A 15,148-nucleotide genomic window follows, 5' to 3' on the forward strand; every position below is an offset into this window, starting at 1 on the left:
CCGCCTTGCCGGTTGCGGGCGGCGCGCATAAAATGCCACGCACAAAGGGGAGAGGAGAACGATGCTTGTCGAACAAGTGATGAAAGCACCGGTTATCACGCTTCGCGCCACCAATACAATCGCCGAAGCGCTGCAGCTGCTAAGACATCACCGCATCCGCCATCTGCCGGTCGTCGACGAGGAAGGACGTCTTCTGGGGCTTGTGACGAGCCAAGATTTGCGCGACGCGAGCCCGTCCATTTTCCATCTTCATGAACATCTTGAAGACTTGCAAAAACCGGTCAGCACGATTATGAAAACCGACCTCATCGTCGGCCATCCGCTCGATTTCGTCGAGGAGGTGGCGGCGCTCTTTTACGAACACCGAATCGGCTGTCTGCCGATCGTCAATCACAGGAAACTCGTCGGCATCATCACGCAAACGGATTTGCTCCGCACGTTCATTGAATTGACCGGCGTTCACCAGCCGGGGTCGCAAATCGAGATCAAAGTGCCGAACGAAACCGGCATGTTAAGCAAAGCGGCGGCCATCATCAGCGAGCGCCATGTGAACATCGCCAGCGTCTTGGTGTATCCAGCTCCGGATCCGAATGAGAAAATTTTAGTTTTCCGCGTGCAGACGATGAATCCGCTTCCATTGATCCGCGATTTGCAAAACGCCGGCTATCACGTGCTATGGCCGAACTTGCCGGGGGTTACGTCATGAGCCGAAACTGCGCATTCGTCTATAGCGAGCAATTTCTTCAGTACAAATTTCATGACGACCATCCGTTCAACCAGCTGCGGGTCAAAATGACATACGACTTGCTTTGCACGCTCGGCGCGCTCGAAGACCGCCAGATCGTCGCCCCGCGCATGGCGACCGATGACGAGCTGGCGCTCATTCACGACCGCTCCTACATCGAGGCGGTGAAAGCGGCCGGGCGCGGCGAGCTGTCGGAAGCGGCGGCGCAAAACTACGGCCTTGGCACCGAGGATACGCCGATTTTCCCAAACATGCACGAAGCGAGCGCTCTTTTGGTCGGCAGCACCCTCACCGCCGTCGACGCGGTTCTTTCCGGAGCGGCCGAGCATGCGCTCAACCTTGGCGGCGGTCTGCACCACGGCTTCCGCGGCAAAGCATCCGGCTTTTGCGTCTACAACGACAGCGCGGTCGCCATTCAATACATCAGGGAGAAATACGGACTGCGCGTGTTGTACGTCGACACGGACGCCCACCACGGCGACGGGGTGCAATGGGCGTTTTACGACGATCCGAACGTTTGCACGTTTTCCATTCATGAAACGGGGCGCTATTTGTTCCCAGGGACCGGAAATGTCAACGAGCGCGGCTTAGGCGCGGGCTACGGCTATTCGTTCAACATTCCCGTTGATGCGTTCACGGAAGACGAATCATGGATCGCCGCCTATACGACCGCGCTTCGGGAAATCGCCGACTTTTTCCGCCCGGACGTCATCGTGACGCAAAACGGCGTCGACGCCCACTATTACGATCCGCTCACCCATTTGTCGGTGACGATGAAAACCTACCGCGCCATTCCGAAACTCGCGCACGAAATCGCGCATGAATATTGCGGCGGACGCTGGATCGCCGTCGGCGGCGGCGGCTATGACATCTGGCGCGTCGTGCCGCGGGCATGGGCGCTCCTTTGGCTCGAGATGACGGGACAAGCCGATGTGTCCGGCCCGCTGCCGGATGAGTGGCGCGAACGTTGGCAACCGCTTTCACCCGTCGCGCTTCCGCTTGAGTGGGACGACCCGGATGACTTGTATCCCCCGATCCCGCGCAAGGCGGAGATCAGCGAAAAAAATGCGCAAACGGTGGAAAAGGCGTTGTATTTCATTCGCAGTCAACGCCGGGCGGGGACTTGATTTTTTTTCATTTAAAGAAAACAATGGATTTCTACGTCCTGTTTTCCTAGTCAACTTCCGTTTTCACCGAAAAACGGGCCGACTGCAAGGCGATTGCAGCTGTCAAAAAAGAAATGGAGCAAAGCAAGCAAGAAGCTGGCCCCCGTGTTGAGGCCAGCTTTTTTCATTTCGTCGACTCCCGCACTTCAAGCCGGTGCGGCAAGACAACGATATGGTGGTCCACTGGCTCTTTGTTCATATACTTCGTCAAGAGCCGCATCGCCACCGCCCCGATGTCGTACATCGGCTGCACGACGGTCGTCAGCCGCGGCCGCACCATCGTCGCCAATCGCGTGTTGTCAAAACCGACGACTTCCAGTTCATCCGGCACGCGCACCCCGTGGTCTTGGGCGCTGTGGATGATGCCGAGCGCCATTTCGTCCGTGCCAGCAAACACCGCCGTCGGCCGTTCGGCAAGCTCTGTGATTTTCTCATACGCCTCCAAGCCGGAGTCGTACGAGTTGTCGCCCTCAATGACGAGCTCTTCCTCATACGGCGCGCCGTGTTCTTCAAGCGCGCGTCGGTACCCCGCCAACTTCCGCTGGTTGATCGGGTCATCGGTCGGACCGGTCACATAGACAATGCGGCGGTTTCCTTTTTCCAGCAAATACGTCACGGCTTCAAACGCCGCCTGCTCATAGTCGATGTTGACCGAGGGAATCTCGTTCGGTCCCATCGTCGCCGCAAGCACGATCGGCACCGACGACTTTTGAAATTCGGCGACGTGCTCATCGGTGATCGTCCCGCCCATAAACAACAGGCCGTCCACTTGCTTGGCGAGCATCGTGTTGAGCAAATGCAGCTCTTTTTCTTTGTTTTGGTCGGAGTTGCTCAAAATGATGTTGTACTTGTACATCGTGGCGATGTCCTCAATGCCGCGCGCCAGTTCGGCGAAGAAAATGCTCGAAATATCCGGGATGATCACTCCGACCGTCGTCGTTTTTTTGCTGGCGAGCCCCCGCGCCACGGCGTTCGGGCGGTAGCCGAGCCGTTCGATGGCCTCAAGCACTTTTTTCCTCGTCGACGGTTTGACGTTCGGGTTGCCATTGACGACGCGCGAGACGGTCGCCATCGAGACGTTCGCCTCCCGCGCCACATCATAAATCGTTACCGTCATTTTGTTTCACTCCTTTTCGCTCGATCCGATAACCGGTCAAATTCCGAATGTATGTACAACTATCATACGATACATTATCGCCAACTCGCAACGAAATCGCAACCATTTTGCCGGTTTGTTCACAAACCGTTCACGGGTAGTTTGCCCCAACACTCGCCATCTCATCAAAAAATCCCCTCGGGCAACAACCGAGGGGATCGTCTTACGCCTGAACAAACTGACGTTGGAACGCGCGCACTTCTTCCATAAACTCGTTGAATTGGGCGATGTCCATTTGCTGGGCGGAATCGGACAAGGCGACGGCCGGGTCCGGATGCACTTCGGCCATGACGCCGTCGGCGCCGATCGCCAAGGCCGCTTTGGCGCACGGGATGAGCAGATCGCGCCGCCCCGTTGAGTGGGTGACATCGACGAACACCGGCAAGTGCGTTTCTTTCTTCAAAATCGGCACAGCCGAAATGTCGAGCGTGTTGCGCGTCGCCCGCTCGTACGTACGGATGCCGCGCTCGCACAAAATGATCTGCCCGTTTCCTTGTGACATGATGTACTCAGCGGCGTTGATGAATTCTTCAATCGTCGCCGCCAAGCCGCGCTTCAGCAAAATCGGCTTGTTCACTTGGCCGGCTGCCTTAAGCAGCTCAAAGTTTTGCATGTTGCGCGCGCCGATTTGGATGACGTCAATATAGTCCAAGGCGATTTCAATGTCCGCCGGGGTGACGATTTCACTGATGACCGCCAAATCAAACTCATCGGCGATCCGTTTCAAAATTTTCAGCCCTTCCACGCCGAGCCCTTGGAAATCGTACGGCGACGTGCGCGGTTTGTAGGCGCCGCCGCGCAGCAGCTTGATCCCTTGTTTTTTCACGGCCTCCGCCACCACAGCGACTTGTTCATAGCTTTCCACAGCGCACGGGCCCATGACGAAATATTGGTTGCCGTCGCCGATTCGCTCGCCTTTCACTTCAACAATCGTGTTTTCCGGATGCTTTTTCCGCGAGACAAGGAGCGCCTTGCGGTGGTCGTCTTCCTGCAGCTCGAGCGCTGCTTTAAAAATTTCCTTGAAAATGTGCTGCAGCGTCGATGTTTCAAACGGCCCATCGTTATGCTCGGAAATGAGATCCAACATTTTCCGTTCGCGCACCGGATCGTAGCGGTGCGTCCCTTGCGCTTCTTTAATTTTTCCGATCTCCTGAACGAGCCGCCCCCGTTCATTGATCAGTTTCAACAGCTGCAAGTTGATCTCATCGACTCGCGCCCGCAGTTCGTCTAATCTCTCATTGCTCATGCTTTTCTCATCCTTTCGCCAAGTGTAGTGCATTGTTTTCGCCGCTTGCCGGCAAGCGGCGCCCCCGTCTTGGAGAGCGAAGTCGTTTAATTAGTGTTTATTATAATCGATGGAGCTATCGTTGTCACGAAAAAAATGCTTTTTTGATTAAACGCTTTTAAGCGATAAAGTAAAAAGTGTGCAAAAAACCGCCCGCAGTAAAGGCGGACGGTCAAGCGCCGACATGCTCCGAGAGCGCGCCATACGTAATGGCCCAATGGGACGCATGCCAGACGACGCGGCCGTTTTCAAACAGCAGCACTTGCGGCGACTCGTGTTTCACCCCGGTCGTTTCGGCGATATAGTTGGAGAGCGGCCGCGCCTCTTGGACGTACAGGCAATACACCGCCAGCTCTGGATGGTCTGCGGCGAACTTCTCGCATTCGCCAAACGCCGCTTGACTGATCGGGCAGGTGAGGCTATGCTTGACGAACAAAAAACGCTCCGTTTCCTTCATGACGCGGTCAAACTGTTCGATCGTCTCCAGCTTCTCCATTCCCATCGCCTTCACTCCGTTTCTTTTCGCGACGTGATGCTTTGCTCGGCGTCATCAAGCGCCGCCTCGGCTTCCTCAAGCAGCTTTTGCAGCGTTTCCCGGTCGGCTGGCCCGGCGGATGGCGGAATCGGAATCGTCGCCTCCTTGGCTTCCTCTCCATCGTTTTCCCCGCCGGCTGGCGCCGTCGTGGATTTCAACGGGATGAAGTTGGCGATTTCCTTCGTTTTCTCTTTCGCCGTTTCCAACCATTCGACAGCCGTTGTTTTCACCGGCTCCCACGTTTCATCGTTGCTCCACTCGGCCAGCCATTTCCGCCCTTTTTCGCTCGTCAAAAACAACGCAGCAGCCGCGCCGGCGATGCCGCCGACCAGCGCGCCAAGCAAAAATCCACCGTTATTTTTCGCCATTCGATACACCCTCCTTTAACGATTGTTTTTTCTCCATTTTTCCCGTAAATCGAGCAAAACATTTGTCCAGCGCAACGCCTTGCCCCATTTTCCTTGCCCCAGGCCCGCCCGCGCCGACAAACCGGCAGCCGCCTGCCGAAGCGCGCGGTTGAGCGAACGAATCGTGCCGCCGATCTCTCCGACCGCTTCGATTGCGCCATTTAGCGTTTCTACTTTTTTTTGCACATCGCTGGCGATGCCGTTGGCCGTATGGAGAAGTTCACGAACTTCTTTCGCCACCGTTTGCACTTGCTCATCGGCATGGTCGATCGCCGCCGTCAGCCGGCGCAGCGTTTCCTGCAAAACGATGAGCGTCCTGGCTATGTAAACAACAAGCAGCAAAAAAGCAAGCGCGATGAGCGCCACGCTTCCATACAAAAGCCATTCCACCCGATTCCCTCCTTGCCCATTCGAACGTTTCATTCCCTTTGTACCCATCTTTTCCCGCTTTCAAACTTCGACATAGAAAAGACGGCTTCCTTTTTGAAACAGGAAAAAACGGGCCATCTTCATCACAGCCCGTTCCCTGTCGGCCGTCAGGCGGAAAGAACGGCCCGTTCGTACGCTTGTTGAAACTTTTGAATGTCGCCGGCGCCCATGAACACCAACACCGCGTCTTGATGCTGCTTCAACACGGCTACGTTTTGTTCCTCAAGCAGCTGGGAACGCGGAATTTGCGCCTGCAAATCACGGATCGTCAGCTTGCCCTCATGTTCGCGCGCCGAGCCGAAAATGTCGCACAAATACACGTGGTCCGCTTGCAGCAAACTTTCGGCAAACTCGCGCAAAAACGTCTGCGTCCGCGTATACGTATGCGGCTGAAAAATCGCCACCACTTCGCGCCCCGGATATTTTTGCCTTGCCGCCTCCAATGTCGCCGTAATTTCGCGTGGATGATGCGCGTAATCATCGATCAGCACTTGGCGCCCGACCGTTTTTTCACTGAAGCGGCGCTTCACGCCTTGGAACGTTTGCAGCCGCTTGGCGATCGTGCCCGCATCCACCCCTTCGTAGTGGCAGAGGGCGATCACGGCGAGAGCATTCAATACGTTATGAGTGCCGAAGCGCGGAATGGCAAACGAAGCGAAAAATGTGTTGCGCACGAACACATCAAACGCCATCCCTTCCGTCGTCTTGACGATATTGCGCGCCTGAAAATCGTTTTCTTCGCCGAATCCATAAAACAAAATCGGCACTTTCGCCTGAATGTTCGGCAAATACGGATCATCCCCGCAGGCGACGATCGCTTTTTTCACTTGATTCGCCATTTGCTGGAAAGCGGAAAACACATCGTCGACATTGGCAAAATAATCCGGGTGATCAAAGTCAATATTTGTCATGATCGCATAATCTGGAAAGTAGGAAAGGAAGTGCCGGCGGTATTCGCACGCTTCAAACACAAAGTATTTGCTCCCTGGCTCTCCTTTTCCCGTGCCGTCTCCGATCAAATAGGACGTTGGATGGGCTCCTTGCATCACATGGGCAAGCAACCCCGTCGTCGTCGTCTTTCCATGCGAACCGGTCACCGCGATGCTCGTAAACTTGCCTGCCAGCTGGCCTAAAAAGCGATGGTAACGAATGACAGGCACACCAAGCTGACGGGCCGCCTCGATTTCCTCATGCGTATCCGGAAATGCGTTGCCGGCAATGACCGTATAACCTGGACGAATATTGTCTTTCGAAAAAGGCAGCACCGGGATTCCCCGCTCTTCAAGCGCCTTTTGCGTGAAAAACCATTTCTCTACATCCGACCCTTGCACCGTATAGCCAAGGTCATGAAGCACTTGCGCGAGCGCGCTCATCCCCGTGCCTTTAATGCCTACAAAATGGTAAGCTGTCATCGTTAAGCCCTCCAACCATCGTCTCTCTGTAAGACAGTATATGATATCCATCTCGTTTTGCCATTTCTCTCATTGCGGTGCACCATTCATTTCCCCATTATAGCACGCAAGGAGGCAAAACACTACCGCCCGCCCAAAGGAGGCCGCCCGCCCTCAGCTGTTCTGCTCGCGCCAGCGCTCCCACTCATCCTCGCTCATCAACACATCGCGCGGTTTGCTGCCGCGCGCCTCCGAAATCAACCCTCGTTCCTCCATCATCTCGATCAACCGGGCAGCGCGGTTGTAGCCGATGCGGAAATGACGCTGCAGGCTCGATGTCGACGCCCCTCCTTGGGCGATGACAAACCGGCACGCCTCCTCGAACAGTTCGTCATCCTCGCCGCCCATCGACGCCGTTTGCCGAAAATCGTCCGGATCAAACAGATAGGATGGGCCTTGCTTCTCTTTCACGTGCGCTGCCACCCGCTCGATTTCCTCATCAGAAATAAAGCAGCCTTGCAGCCGCACCGGCTTGGCCGAACCATTTTCCAAAAACAGCATATCGCCGCGCCCAAGCAGCCGCTCAGCCCCATTCACATCTAAAATGGTGCGCGAATCGACTTGGGAGGAGACGGAAAACGCAATGCGCGTCGGAATGTTCGCCTTGATCAATCCCGTGAGGACATCGACCGACGGCCGCTGCGTCGCGATCAGCAGATGGATGCCGCACGCCCGCGCTTTTTGCGCCAGCCGGCAAATCGATTCTTCGACATCGGCTGGAGCGGCCATCATGAGGTCCGCTAGCTCATCAATGACGATGACGATGTACGGCAGCGGCGGCTCGCTGCTTCCGCGTTCGCGAAGATGGGCGTTATACTTTTCAATATCGCGCACGCCGGCGTGGACAAACTGTTCATACCGCCGTTCCATTTCGCCGACCGCCCACTTGAGCGCCCCCGCCGCCGCCTTCGCCTCGGTGATCACCGGGCTGAGCAAATGCGGCAGCCCGTTGTACGGCGCCAGTTCGACCATTTTTGGATCAATGAGCAGCCATTTCACTTCGTGCGGCGCTGCTTTATACAACATGCTGATAAGCATCGCGTTCATGCATACGCTTTTTCCCGACCCGGTCGCCCCGGCGATCAGCCCATGCGGCATTTTTCGGATGTCAGTCACGACCGGCGCACCGCTAATGTCAAGCCCAAGCGCCACGGTAAGCGGCGATGGGCTTTTACGGAACGCTTCGCTTTCTAAAATTTCCCGCAGGCGCACCGGACGGCTCGTTCGGTTCGGCACTTCAATGCCAATCGTCCGTTTTCCCGGGATCGGCGCCTCGATGCGAATATCTTTCGCCGCCAGACTGAGTTTGATATCATCGATTAAACTCGTAATCTTGCTCACTTTCACTCCTAAATCCGGCTGCACTTCAAACCGCGTCACCGTCGGTCCTTGCGTCGCCCCAACGACTTTGGCGCCGATATGGAAGCTCGCAAACGTCCGGTCCAAACGCTGGCATTGGTCGCGAAGCCACTGCTCGTCGCGTTCGGCCGCTTTCTCGGGCGGTTCAAGAAGCGCCAATGGCGGCAGTACGCAGCCGTTCGATCGATTCGCCGCCTTTTCTTCGAGTTTGCGCCAATCTTGCTTTAACATGATCACATTATACGGGATGCGCGTTCGTTCGGGGCGGGAAGCCTCCTCCCGGCCCGCGGGCGCCGCCGAGTGACGGATTTCGCGATCTGGGGTCGTCTCCCGCTGTTCTGTCGAAGAAGCGCTCCCTCCGTCTCCATTCCTCATCTGTGACGGCACCCCTCGTCCTTCGCTCTCCAAGCCGCCGTCTGTTGCGTGCGGCGCGCGTTCGTTGCCTCGTTCGTCCAGCTCCTGCCCTTTCTTTTCATCCGCCTCGGCATCACGTTCTTCCTGCCCTGCCGCCGGCGCCAGCTCATGTTTTCCTTCCGTTTCCATAACAGCCGCGGGCATCGCTCCGCTCGCGTCTTCGTTCCATTCCTCTGCCCCCTTGGCCAAAGGCGCCTCTTCTTTTGGCGGTTCAGCCGCCCGGCTTTCCGTGCCCTCTCGCGCGTCTCGCCGTGTCGCTTCTCCGCGGAGGGCCTCTTCCCGAACCGCCTCATCGCTCCGATTCTCTATGTCCCCCGCACCGGTCAGCTCGGGTTCATCCGCTCGTTGCCGCTGTTTCCCCCGATTCCGATCATATCCAAAAACCGGGGATGGCACATCGGACGGGCGGAACGGCCGTTTTTCCGCTATTTCCCTTGAAACGCCAGCTGACGGGCGCCGACTCGGCAGCGGCCGGGATGCTTCGCTTTTCTCCCGCCTCGGCCTTTCCTGATTTTCACCCGGCTGGTCATCCGGAATCAACGGAAAGCGGAAGCGGCCTTGCGGATATTGGTAAATGACATTCACCGCGCCGCGTTCGGGCATGCCGGCCGACAGCCGGGAATTCGCTCGCTGCTCGTTCCCTTCCTCTTCCTCGTCGCTCGTGAGAAAACGAAGCCATCGTTTCCAAAATTTCATCCATCACGTCACTCTTTCTTTGCCTTCATTGTCGGAAAAAACGCCACTGGCGTCGTTCCAGTGGCGAAACAACAGTCGGAATCCGTCTGCACCGCCCGTCGGAACGTCAAAAAACGAACGGCTGGCCGACCTCATACTCATCGGACAGCACCAAAATGCCTTTCTCCTGCGGGGCGTTTGGCAGCCCAAGCTCGCGGGCCGAACAAATCATGCCGGATGACCGGACGCCGCGCAGCTCGCTTTCTTGAATGACGAGGCCGTTTGGCATCACGGCGCCGATTTTGGCGACGACGACTTTTTGCCCTTCGGCGACGTTCGGCGCTCCGCAGACGATTTGCAGCACCTCACCGCCGACATCGACTTGGCAGACGCTCAATTTATCGGCGTTCGGATGCTTCGTTTTCTCTTTCACATATCCGACGACAAACTTCGGCGACAAGTCAGCTTCGATCGGTTCGTCAAAACCGTTTTTCGCCAAGATGTCGTTGATGACGCCGACGAGCTCCTCATTCACTTCCAGCGGACCGTTGCCGGAAAACGGATAGTACGAAGACGCGGAAAAAATGTTATAGCCGACCGTCTCGCCCGTCCGTTCGGACATGATGCGGACGACATCGCCTTGTCTGACAAACGTCCGTTCCTCATCCGCCGCCGGTTTCAGCGACACGAGCAGCACGTCGCCGACCCCTTCTCGGTTGTAAAACACGTTCATCGCTTCATTCCTCCTTGCCGCTACGTTCTCCGTTTTTTTCCTAAAATAAAAATCGGTTCAAGTTTCCCATTTTCGTATAAAAACGACAGCGCCGTGATCGGCACGCGGCCGCCGGCAAAAAAGCTCATCGTCATTTGCGCGAGCACGTCATAACCGATGTCGTTGCGGACATCAGCGATGATGAGCACATCTTGATGCGGAACAGCGACGGCCATCGTTCCTTCCACGCGCGCCCGCATGCCGGCCAAAAACGATTCGTTTAAAATGCGGCTCGCATCATACCCGTCATTGGTGTTCACAAAATAAAACACGTTGTCGGCCACCCGATCCTCTTTCACCGGCGTCGGCAGCGACCGAACGTTGAAACGGGCGATTTCCTTCACCCGCTCGCGGCTCCATTTGTCTTTCTCCAGCATGCGCTCATCAATCAAGCGATACGTTTTGCCTAGGTCGAGCGCATAGTAAATGCGCGTTTCGGCTGTATGATCATCAAACAGCAACGGAATGCCTTCTTTCGTCTCCGTCGGAAACGACGCCGAGCGAATGACGGGATAAATGTTTCGCTCGTTGCCGGAAAGCGCCGCGTCTTCCTCCATTGTTTTCAACGTTTCCTCTATATAATAAACGACTTCGCGCACCGCCTCATCTTTTTGTTCGTGCCATTTGGCGATCACGCCGGGAAGCGAGATCGTGACGCCTTTTTTCGTGCGGCGGTCTTCGACGCGCATCGCGTCTTGCTTGGCGTCAAAGCGAAACGTCCAGTGCCGGTGGGCGACGAGACGCTCTTTAATCTTCTCATACATTTGCCGGCTGTTCATTCGTGTTCCTCCTTGTTTTGCCGGCGGCCGTGCCTTCCGTTTCCCTCTTTCGGCCGGGACTTGGCCAAAGGCGCATCCGGCGTTGACAATGCCAGGCCATGCCCGTGCGGCGTTTTCACCGTTTGGCGCCGCCCCTCGCTTTGCCGGCCGCTCGGTCTAGATCCTCGCGCGGCCCGCTCATTCAGCCGCCCGCCATCATAGGCATGACCGTTCGTTATTTATCATACATGGAACGACCCGTTTTGACAAAGCCATTCATATTGACCGGCCAAAAGCTCGACGATGTGGGAAAACATCGCCGATCGGTCAACGCGCCCGTTCGTCAATACGCCGACCGCGCCTTCTTTCCGCCGAACGTTCCTCCGCCCGGTGTACGCTTCCATCACGTCGCCGAGCTCGCGCCCCGCCTCGATGCCGGCGCCGACGTCCGGCGGGAGGGCGAGGCGTGCGCCGCCGGCGGCCACCATCACTCCGTCTCGGTCAACGAGCGCCCCCCAGTTGCACAGCCACCATTGCCCATCGATCTTCGTCACGCCGCCTTCCAATCCGATGCCGATGTCCGCCTCCGCCGCTTCGAGCGCCCGTTTGGCGCGCCCGATGGCGCCAAGCCGCGTCTCTTCATCGGACAGCGGCTGCGCGGAAACGCCTGATGGCACCTCAAGCGATACAATGCGGTATTCCTTTTCCGAAAGCACCGCCCGAACGGCGGCGATTTTCGCTTCGTTGTTCGTTCCAACCGCAACAGTTTTCATCCAGTGCCCTCCTTGTCATGGAAAAGGAGAAGCGCTCGCTTCTCCTCAGCTGTTTTGGCGAATCGTCTCGACCGTTGTCCGGTCGCACCGTTTGACGAGCTCAACGATGAGCTGTTTGGCCGCCGCGTAATCGTCGACATGAATGATCGACGCATGCGTATGAATGTAGCGGGCGCAAATGCCGATCACCGCCGACGGCACGCCGCGGTTGGCGATATGCACCCGCCCGGCGTCGGTTCCGCCGCCTGGGGAAATGAAAAACTGGTACGGGACGCCGATCGTTTCCGCCGTATCAAGCACAAATTCGCGCATGCCGCGGTGCGTAATCATCGTCCGGTCGTACAAGCGGATGAGCGCTCCTTTGCCGATATGGCCGAACGCCTGCTTGTCGCCGGACATATCGTTGGCCGGGCTTGCTTCCAGGGCAAAAAAGATGTCCGGGTTGATCATCGAAGCCGCCGTCTGGGCCCCACGCAGCCCGACCTCTTCCTGCACGGTCGCCCCGGCGTACAAGACGTTCGGCACTGTTTCGCCGTTCAGCTCTTTTAACAGCTCGATCGCCAATCCGCAGCCAAACCGATTGTCCCACGCTTTTGCCATCACGGTTTTTCCGTTGGCCAACACCGTGAACGGGCTGACCGGCACGATCGGCTGGCCGGGGCGAATGCCGACTCGTTCGGCATCTTCACGGCTTTCCGCTCCGATGTCAATCAACATGTTTTTGATCTCCATCGGTTTTTTGCGCTGTTCCTCATCAAGCAAATGCGGCGGAATCGACCCGATCACGCCGATGACCGGCCCTCCGTCCGTGATAATCTGCACGCGCTGGGCGAGCAGCACTTGATCCCACCAGCCTCCTAGCGGCTGGAAACGAATCATGCCGTGATCCGTGATCGCTGTCACCATAAATCCGACTTCATCCATATGGCCGGCGACCATCACCGTCGGGCCCGCCTCATCACCGCGTTTGACGCCGAAAAGGCTCCCGAGGCGGTCTTGCACAATATCATCGGCGTATTTCGCGAGCTCTTGGCGCATAAACTGCCGCACCGGATGTTCATAACCCGGTGCGCCTGGAAGCTCGGTCAACGTTTGGAATAATTGCAGCGTGTCCTTATTCATCACGCGTCTCCCTTTCTATGTTCGATTTCACCGTTCCGTTTCTTTCCGTCCTTCTTACATGTTCCGCCAAAATCGGCTATACTAAACCGTATCAAAGCGAAAAGGAGGAAAGAAACATGGCTTGGAAACAGTGGCTCGTCGGCGCCGCCGTCGGTGCGGCCGTCGTCTATGCCATCCGCTCCGCTTCCAAACCGGCGCTCCTTGCCCCGGAACAAGCGCTGGCGCTGGCGAAAGCCGCGCTTGGCGGTCCGCGCGCCATCCGCGGTTCCTGGATTCAATCCGCCCCGGAGCGGTATGAGAAAAACGGCCTGGCGTACACCGTATACCGCGGCGGCGTCTGCCGCGACGACGGGGATGACGAGTTTTTCATCAACGCCTACACGGGAGCCATCGTAGACGCCAAGCCGCTGTCATAGCGGCCGCTCCCGCTTCACGGCGGCGGCCATCGTCCCGTCTTCCTGCCATTTCACAGCCCGATAGTAGGCATCATGGTAGAAGGTAAACCACGCATTTTGCTTTACGCCGTACGGGAGCCATCGCTGTTTGGCAAAAATCGAATCCATCGGGTAATCGTCGTACGCCATCACCCAAAGGACGTTTTGATGGGCGTGCGTGCCAAGCAAATCGCCAAGATGAATGGCCGTCTCCCCGTCTGATTCGATGAGCACGATCGCATGCCCGGCGCTATGCCCGCCGGTATGGACGAGGCGGATGCCAGGAACGACTTCCGTTTCCTTTGTAAACGGAACGACTTGATCCGCGATCGGCTCCCAATTTTCTTTCCAATACGTATTGCGCGATCGGATGTTCGGGTTTCGCATTTCCTCCCACTCGACATCCGAGGTGATGATCGCCGCGCGCGGAAACGCCGGCACGAGCCGTCCGTCTTCCCAAACGGTCAATCCGCACGCATGGTCAAAATGCAAATGGGTCATGATGACGATGTCGATGTCGCGCCGCGTCAGCCCGAGCTTGGCAAGCGATTCATCAATCGCTGATTCTTCCGTGACGCCGAAGTTTCGCTTTTGCTTGTCGGTCAGCTTGCCGTTGCCGATGCCGGATTCAATGAGCAGCCGTTTTCCATAGGCTTCCACCAAAATCGGATCGGTGCGCAGCTCGATTTGATTGTTGTCGTTCGGCGGATATTTTTTCGACCAAAGCGGTTTCGGCACGACGCCAAACATCGCCCCGCCGTCAAGATGGGTGACGCCGCCCCGAAGCCATGTCAATGTGACTTGTCCAATTCGCAACTGTTCCATTTCCTCTCTCCCCCCTCCACTAGTGTACCATTTTCTCCATCAATCGGAAATAGAAAAAGACCCGACCAATCGGTTCGGGCCTATGACGACCGCCGCGGCGGGCGCACCGCCTCGCATCGGTAAATGCGGTTTCCTTTGGCAGAAAATTTTTCCTCATACTCTGTCATGACATTGTCCGTCATGCCGCTTTGATGCAAGTCGAGCTGGACCGATGCGAGCACAAACCCATATTGCGACAAACTGACAAGCGAGTATTCGAAAAACGATTGATTGTCCGTTTTCAAATGGATGTCTCCGTCTTCCGCCAAAATGCGGTCATAGAGCGCCAAAAAGTCCCGATACGTCAGCCGCCGCTTTTCGTGCCGCTTTTTCGGCCATGGGTCGGAAAAGTTCAAATAAATGCGCGACACTTCCCCGTCGGCAAAAAACGCGGTCAGATCTTTCGCATTGGCGTTCAGCAGCTTGACGTTCGCGAGCCCGCTTTCGATCAGTTTGTCAAGCGCGGACACGAGCACGCTCGGGTACAGCTCGATGCCGATGAAATTGACATCCGGATGAAGTTTGGCCATTTCCGTGATAAATTTGCCTTTCCCCGTCCCGATCTCGACATGGAGCGGTTGGTCGTGGCCGAACAGCTCGCGCCATCGCCCGCGCTTTGTTTCGGGATCGGGAATGACGTATTGCGGATACGCGGCGATTTTGTCTTTCGCCCACGGTTTGTTGCGCAAACGCATATTGACACCTCAGCCTTGTTTCCGTTTGTTGGTTTGACGATACCACACTCGCGCCAAAGAAGCAAACGCGAAAAAACGCCCGGGCTTGAACGCTCTCCCGCCTACGCT

16 protein-coding genes are annotated in these 15,148 nt (G+C 56.7%); 3 read left to right on the forward strand and 13 right to left on the reverse strand.

Annotation, left to right across the window (positions count from 1 at the left end):
- The first annotated feature begins 61 nt into the window (after window positions 1-61).
- Together ABS784_RS03690 and ABS784_RS03695 are read left to right on the forward strand one after the other, a co-directional pair.
- Window positions 62-706, forward strand: coding sequence for an acetoin utilization AcuB family protein (locus ABS784_RS03690; RefSeq protein WP_021322104.1), 645 nt, complete (start codon window positions 62-64; stop codon window positions 704-706).
- Window positions 703-1,872, forward strand: coding sequence for an acetoin utilization protein AcuC (locus ABS784_RS03695; RefSeq protein ID WP_011232283.1), 1,170 nt, complete (start codon window positions 703-705; stop codon window positions 1,870-1,872). Before ABS784_RS03690 ends, ABS784_RS03695 begins: the two co-directional genes overlap by 4 nt.
- 163 nt (window positions 1,873-2,035) lie before the next feature.
- Here the strand turns inward: ABS784_RS03695 and ccpA are convergent, their stop codons facing one another.
- The 11 genes from ccpA to ABS784_RS03750 form a co-directional block, all read right to left on the reverse strand.
- Window positions 2,036-3,028, reverse strand: coding sequence for a catabolite control protein A (gene ccpA, locus ABS784_RS03700; protein WP_023633315.1), 993 nt, complete (start codon window positions 3,026-3,028; stop codon window positions 2,036-2,038).
- A gap of 202 nt (window positions 3,029-3,230) precedes the next feature.
- Window positions 3,231-4,313 carry a bifunctional 3-deoxy-7-phosphoheptulonate synthase/chorismate mutase gene (locus ABS784_RS03705; RefSeq protein ID WP_025039243.1) on the reverse strand — a complete coding sequence of 361 codons (1,083 nt, stop codon included), beginning with the start codon at window positions 4,311-4,313 and terminating at the stop codon, window positions 3,231-3,233.
- A gap of 211 nt (window positions 4,314-4,524) precedes the next feature.
- Window positions 4,525-4,854, reverse strand: coding sequence for a bacillithiol system redox-active protein YtxJ (gene ytxJ / locus ABS784_RS03710; protein WP_011232286.1), 330 nt, complete (start codon window positions 4,852-4,854; stop codon window positions 4,525-4,527).
- Between the two features lie 5 nt (window positions 4,855-4,859).
- Entirely contained in the window at window positions 4,860-5,255 is a 396-nt protein-coding gene (locus tag ABS784_RS03715) for a hypothetical protein (protein WP_011232287.1), read from the reverse strand.
- 15 nt (window positions 5,256-5,270) lie between these two features.
- Complete coding sequence (locus ABS784_RS03720; protein WP_011232288.1) at window positions 5,271-5,684, reverse strand: DUF948 domain-containing protein; 414 nt, start codon at window positions 5,682-5,684, stop codon at window positions 5,271-5,273.
- A gap of 146 nt (window positions 5,685-5,830) precedes the next feature.
- Complete coding sequence (gene murC, locus ABS784_RS03725) at window positions 5,831-7,135, reverse strand: UDP-N-acetylmuramate--L-alanine ligase (protein WP_011232289.1); 1,305 nt, start codon at window positions 7,133-7,135, stop codon at window positions 5,831-5,833.
- A gap of 153 nt (window positions 7,136-7,288) precedes the next feature.
- Window positions 7,289-9,643 (reverse strand): DNA translocase FtsK, encoded by a 2,355-nt coding sequence (locus tag ABS784_RS03730; protein WP_014196572.1) that lies wholly within the window; start codon window positions 9,641-9,643, stop codon window positions 7,289-7,291.
- 106 nt (window positions 9,644-9,749) lie between these two features.
- Window positions 9,750-10,355, reverse strand: a complete 606-nt coding sequence (gene ytpR / locus ABS784_RS03735) for a YtpR family tRNA-binding protein (RefSeq protein WP_013144448.1) — start codon at window positions 10,353-10,355, stop codon at window positions 9,750-9,752.
- 20 nt (window positions 10,356-10,375) lie between these two features.
- Complete coding sequence (locus ABS784_RS03740; RefSeq protein ID WP_081133068.1) at window positions 10,376-11,173, reverse strand: DUF1444 domain-containing protein; 798 nt, start codon at window positions 11,171-11,173, stop codon at window positions 10,376-10,378.
- A 221-nt stretch (window positions 11,174-11,394) separates the two neighbouring features.
- On the reverse strand, window positions 11,395-11,925 hold the full coding sequence (locus ABS784_RS03745) for a DUF84 family protein (RefSeq protein WP_069304471.1): 531 nt from the start codon (window positions 11,923-11,925) through the stop codon (window positions 11,395-11,397).
- Window positions 11,926-11,970: 45 nt separating this feature from the next.
- A complete protein-coding gene (locus ABS784_RS03750; protein WP_069304472.1) occupies window positions 11,971-13,047 on the reverse strand; it encodes a M42 family metallopeptidase in 1,077 nt (358 codons plus the stop codon).
- Between the two features lie 116 nt (window positions 13,048-13,163).
- Here ABS784_RS03750 and ABS784_RS03755 point away from each other — a divergent pair, with 116 nt between their 5' ends.
- Window positions 13,164-13,463: a PepSY domain-containing protein gene (locus ABS784_RS03755; RefSeq protein ID WP_011232295.1), complete on the forward strand. Its 300-nt coding sequence runs from the start codon at window positions 13,164-13,166 to the stop codon at window positions 13,461-13,463.
- On the opposite strand, the gene ABS784_RS03760 is transcribed toward ABS784_RS03755, so the two are convergent.
- Window positions 13,458-14,306, reverse strand: coding sequence for a YtnP family quorum-quenching lactonase (locus ABS784_RS03760; protein ID WP_069304474.1), 849 nt, complete (start codon window positions 14,304-14,306; stop codon window positions 13,458-13,460). The two genes, ABS784_RS03755 and ABS784_RS03760, sit on opposite strands and share 6 nt — an antisense overlap.
- 80 nt (window positions 14,307-14,386) lie before the next feature.
- Entirely contained in the window at window positions 14,387-15,040 is a 654-nt protein-coding gene (trmB, locus tag ABS784_RS03765) for a tRNA (guanosine(46)-N7)-methyltransferase TrmB (RefSeq protein ID WP_011232297.1), read from the reverse strand.
- Window positions 15,041-15,148 lie beyond the last annotated feature (108 nt).

Origin of the sequence: Geobacillus sp. G4 (assembly GCF_040327975.1) — a bacterium.
In the GTDB taxonomy this organism is placed as follows: Bacteria; Bacillota; Bacilli; order Bacillales; family Anoxybacillaceae; genus Geobacillus; species Geobacillus thermoleovorans.

Excerpts from the sequence above, each read along its gene's own strand:
- ABS784_RS03690 (WP_021322104.1), top strand. The coding sequence starts at position 62 with ATGCTTGTCGAACAAGTGATGAAAGCACCGGTTATCACGCTTCGCGCC.
- ABS784_RS03695 (WP_011232283.1), top strand. The coding sequence starts at position 703 with ATGAGCCGAAACTGCGCATTCGTCTATAGCGAGCAATTTCTTCAGTAC.
- ccpA (WP_023633315.1), bottom strand. The coding sequence starts at position 3,028 with ATGACGGTAACGATTTATGATGTGGCGCGGGAGGCGAACGTCTCGATG.
- ABS784_RS03705 (WP_025039243.1), bottom strand. The coding sequence starts at position 4,313 with ATGAGCAATGAGAGATTAGACGAACTGCGGGCGCGAGTCGATGAGATC.
- ytxJ (WP_011232286.1), bottom strand. The coding sequence starts at position 4,854 with ATGGGAATGGAGAAGCTGGAGACGATCGAACAGTTTGACCGCGTCATG.
- ABS784_RS03715 (WP_011232287.1), bottom strand. The coding sequence starts at position 5,255 with ATGGCGAAAAATAACGGTGGATTTTTGCTTGGCGCGCTGGTCGGCGGC.
- murC (WP_011232289.1), bottom strand. The coding sequence starts at position 7,135 with ATGACAGCTTACCATTTTGTAGGCATTAAAGGCACGGGGATGAGCGCG.
- ABS784_RS03730 (WP_014196572.1), bottom strand. The coding sequence starts at position 9,643 with ATGAAATTTTGGAAACGATGGCTTCGTTTTCTCACGAGCGACGAGGAA.
- ytpR (WP_013144448.1), bottom strand. The coding sequence starts at position 10,355 with ATGAACGTGTTTTACAACCGAGAAGGGGTCGGCGACGTGCTGCTCGTG.
- ABS784_RS03740 (WP_081133068.1), bottom strand. The coding sequence starts at position 11,173 with ATGAACAGCCGGCAAATGTATGAGAAGATTAAAGAGCGTCTCGTCGCC.
- ABS784_RS03745 (WP_069304471.1), bottom strand. The coding sequence starts at position 11,925 with ATGAAAACTGTTGCGGTTGGAACGAACAACGAAGCGAAAATCGCCGCC.
- ABS784_RS03750 (WP_069304472.1), bottom strand. The coding sequence starts at position 13,047 with ATGAATAAGGACACGCTGCAATTATTCCAAACGTTGACCGAGCTTCCA.
- ABS784_RS03755 (WP_011232295.1), top strand. The coding sequence starts at position 13,164 with ATGGCTTGGAAACAGTGGCTCGTCGGCGCCGCCGTCGGTGCGGCCGTC.
- ABS784_RS03760 (WP_069304474.1), bottom strand. The coding sequence starts at position 14,306 with ATGGAACAGTTGCGAATTGGACAAGTCACATTGACATGGCTTCGGGGC.
- trmB (WP_011232297.1), bottom strand. The coding sequence starts at position 15,040 with ATGCGTTTGCGCAACAAACCGTGGGCGAAAGACAAAATCGCCGCGTAT.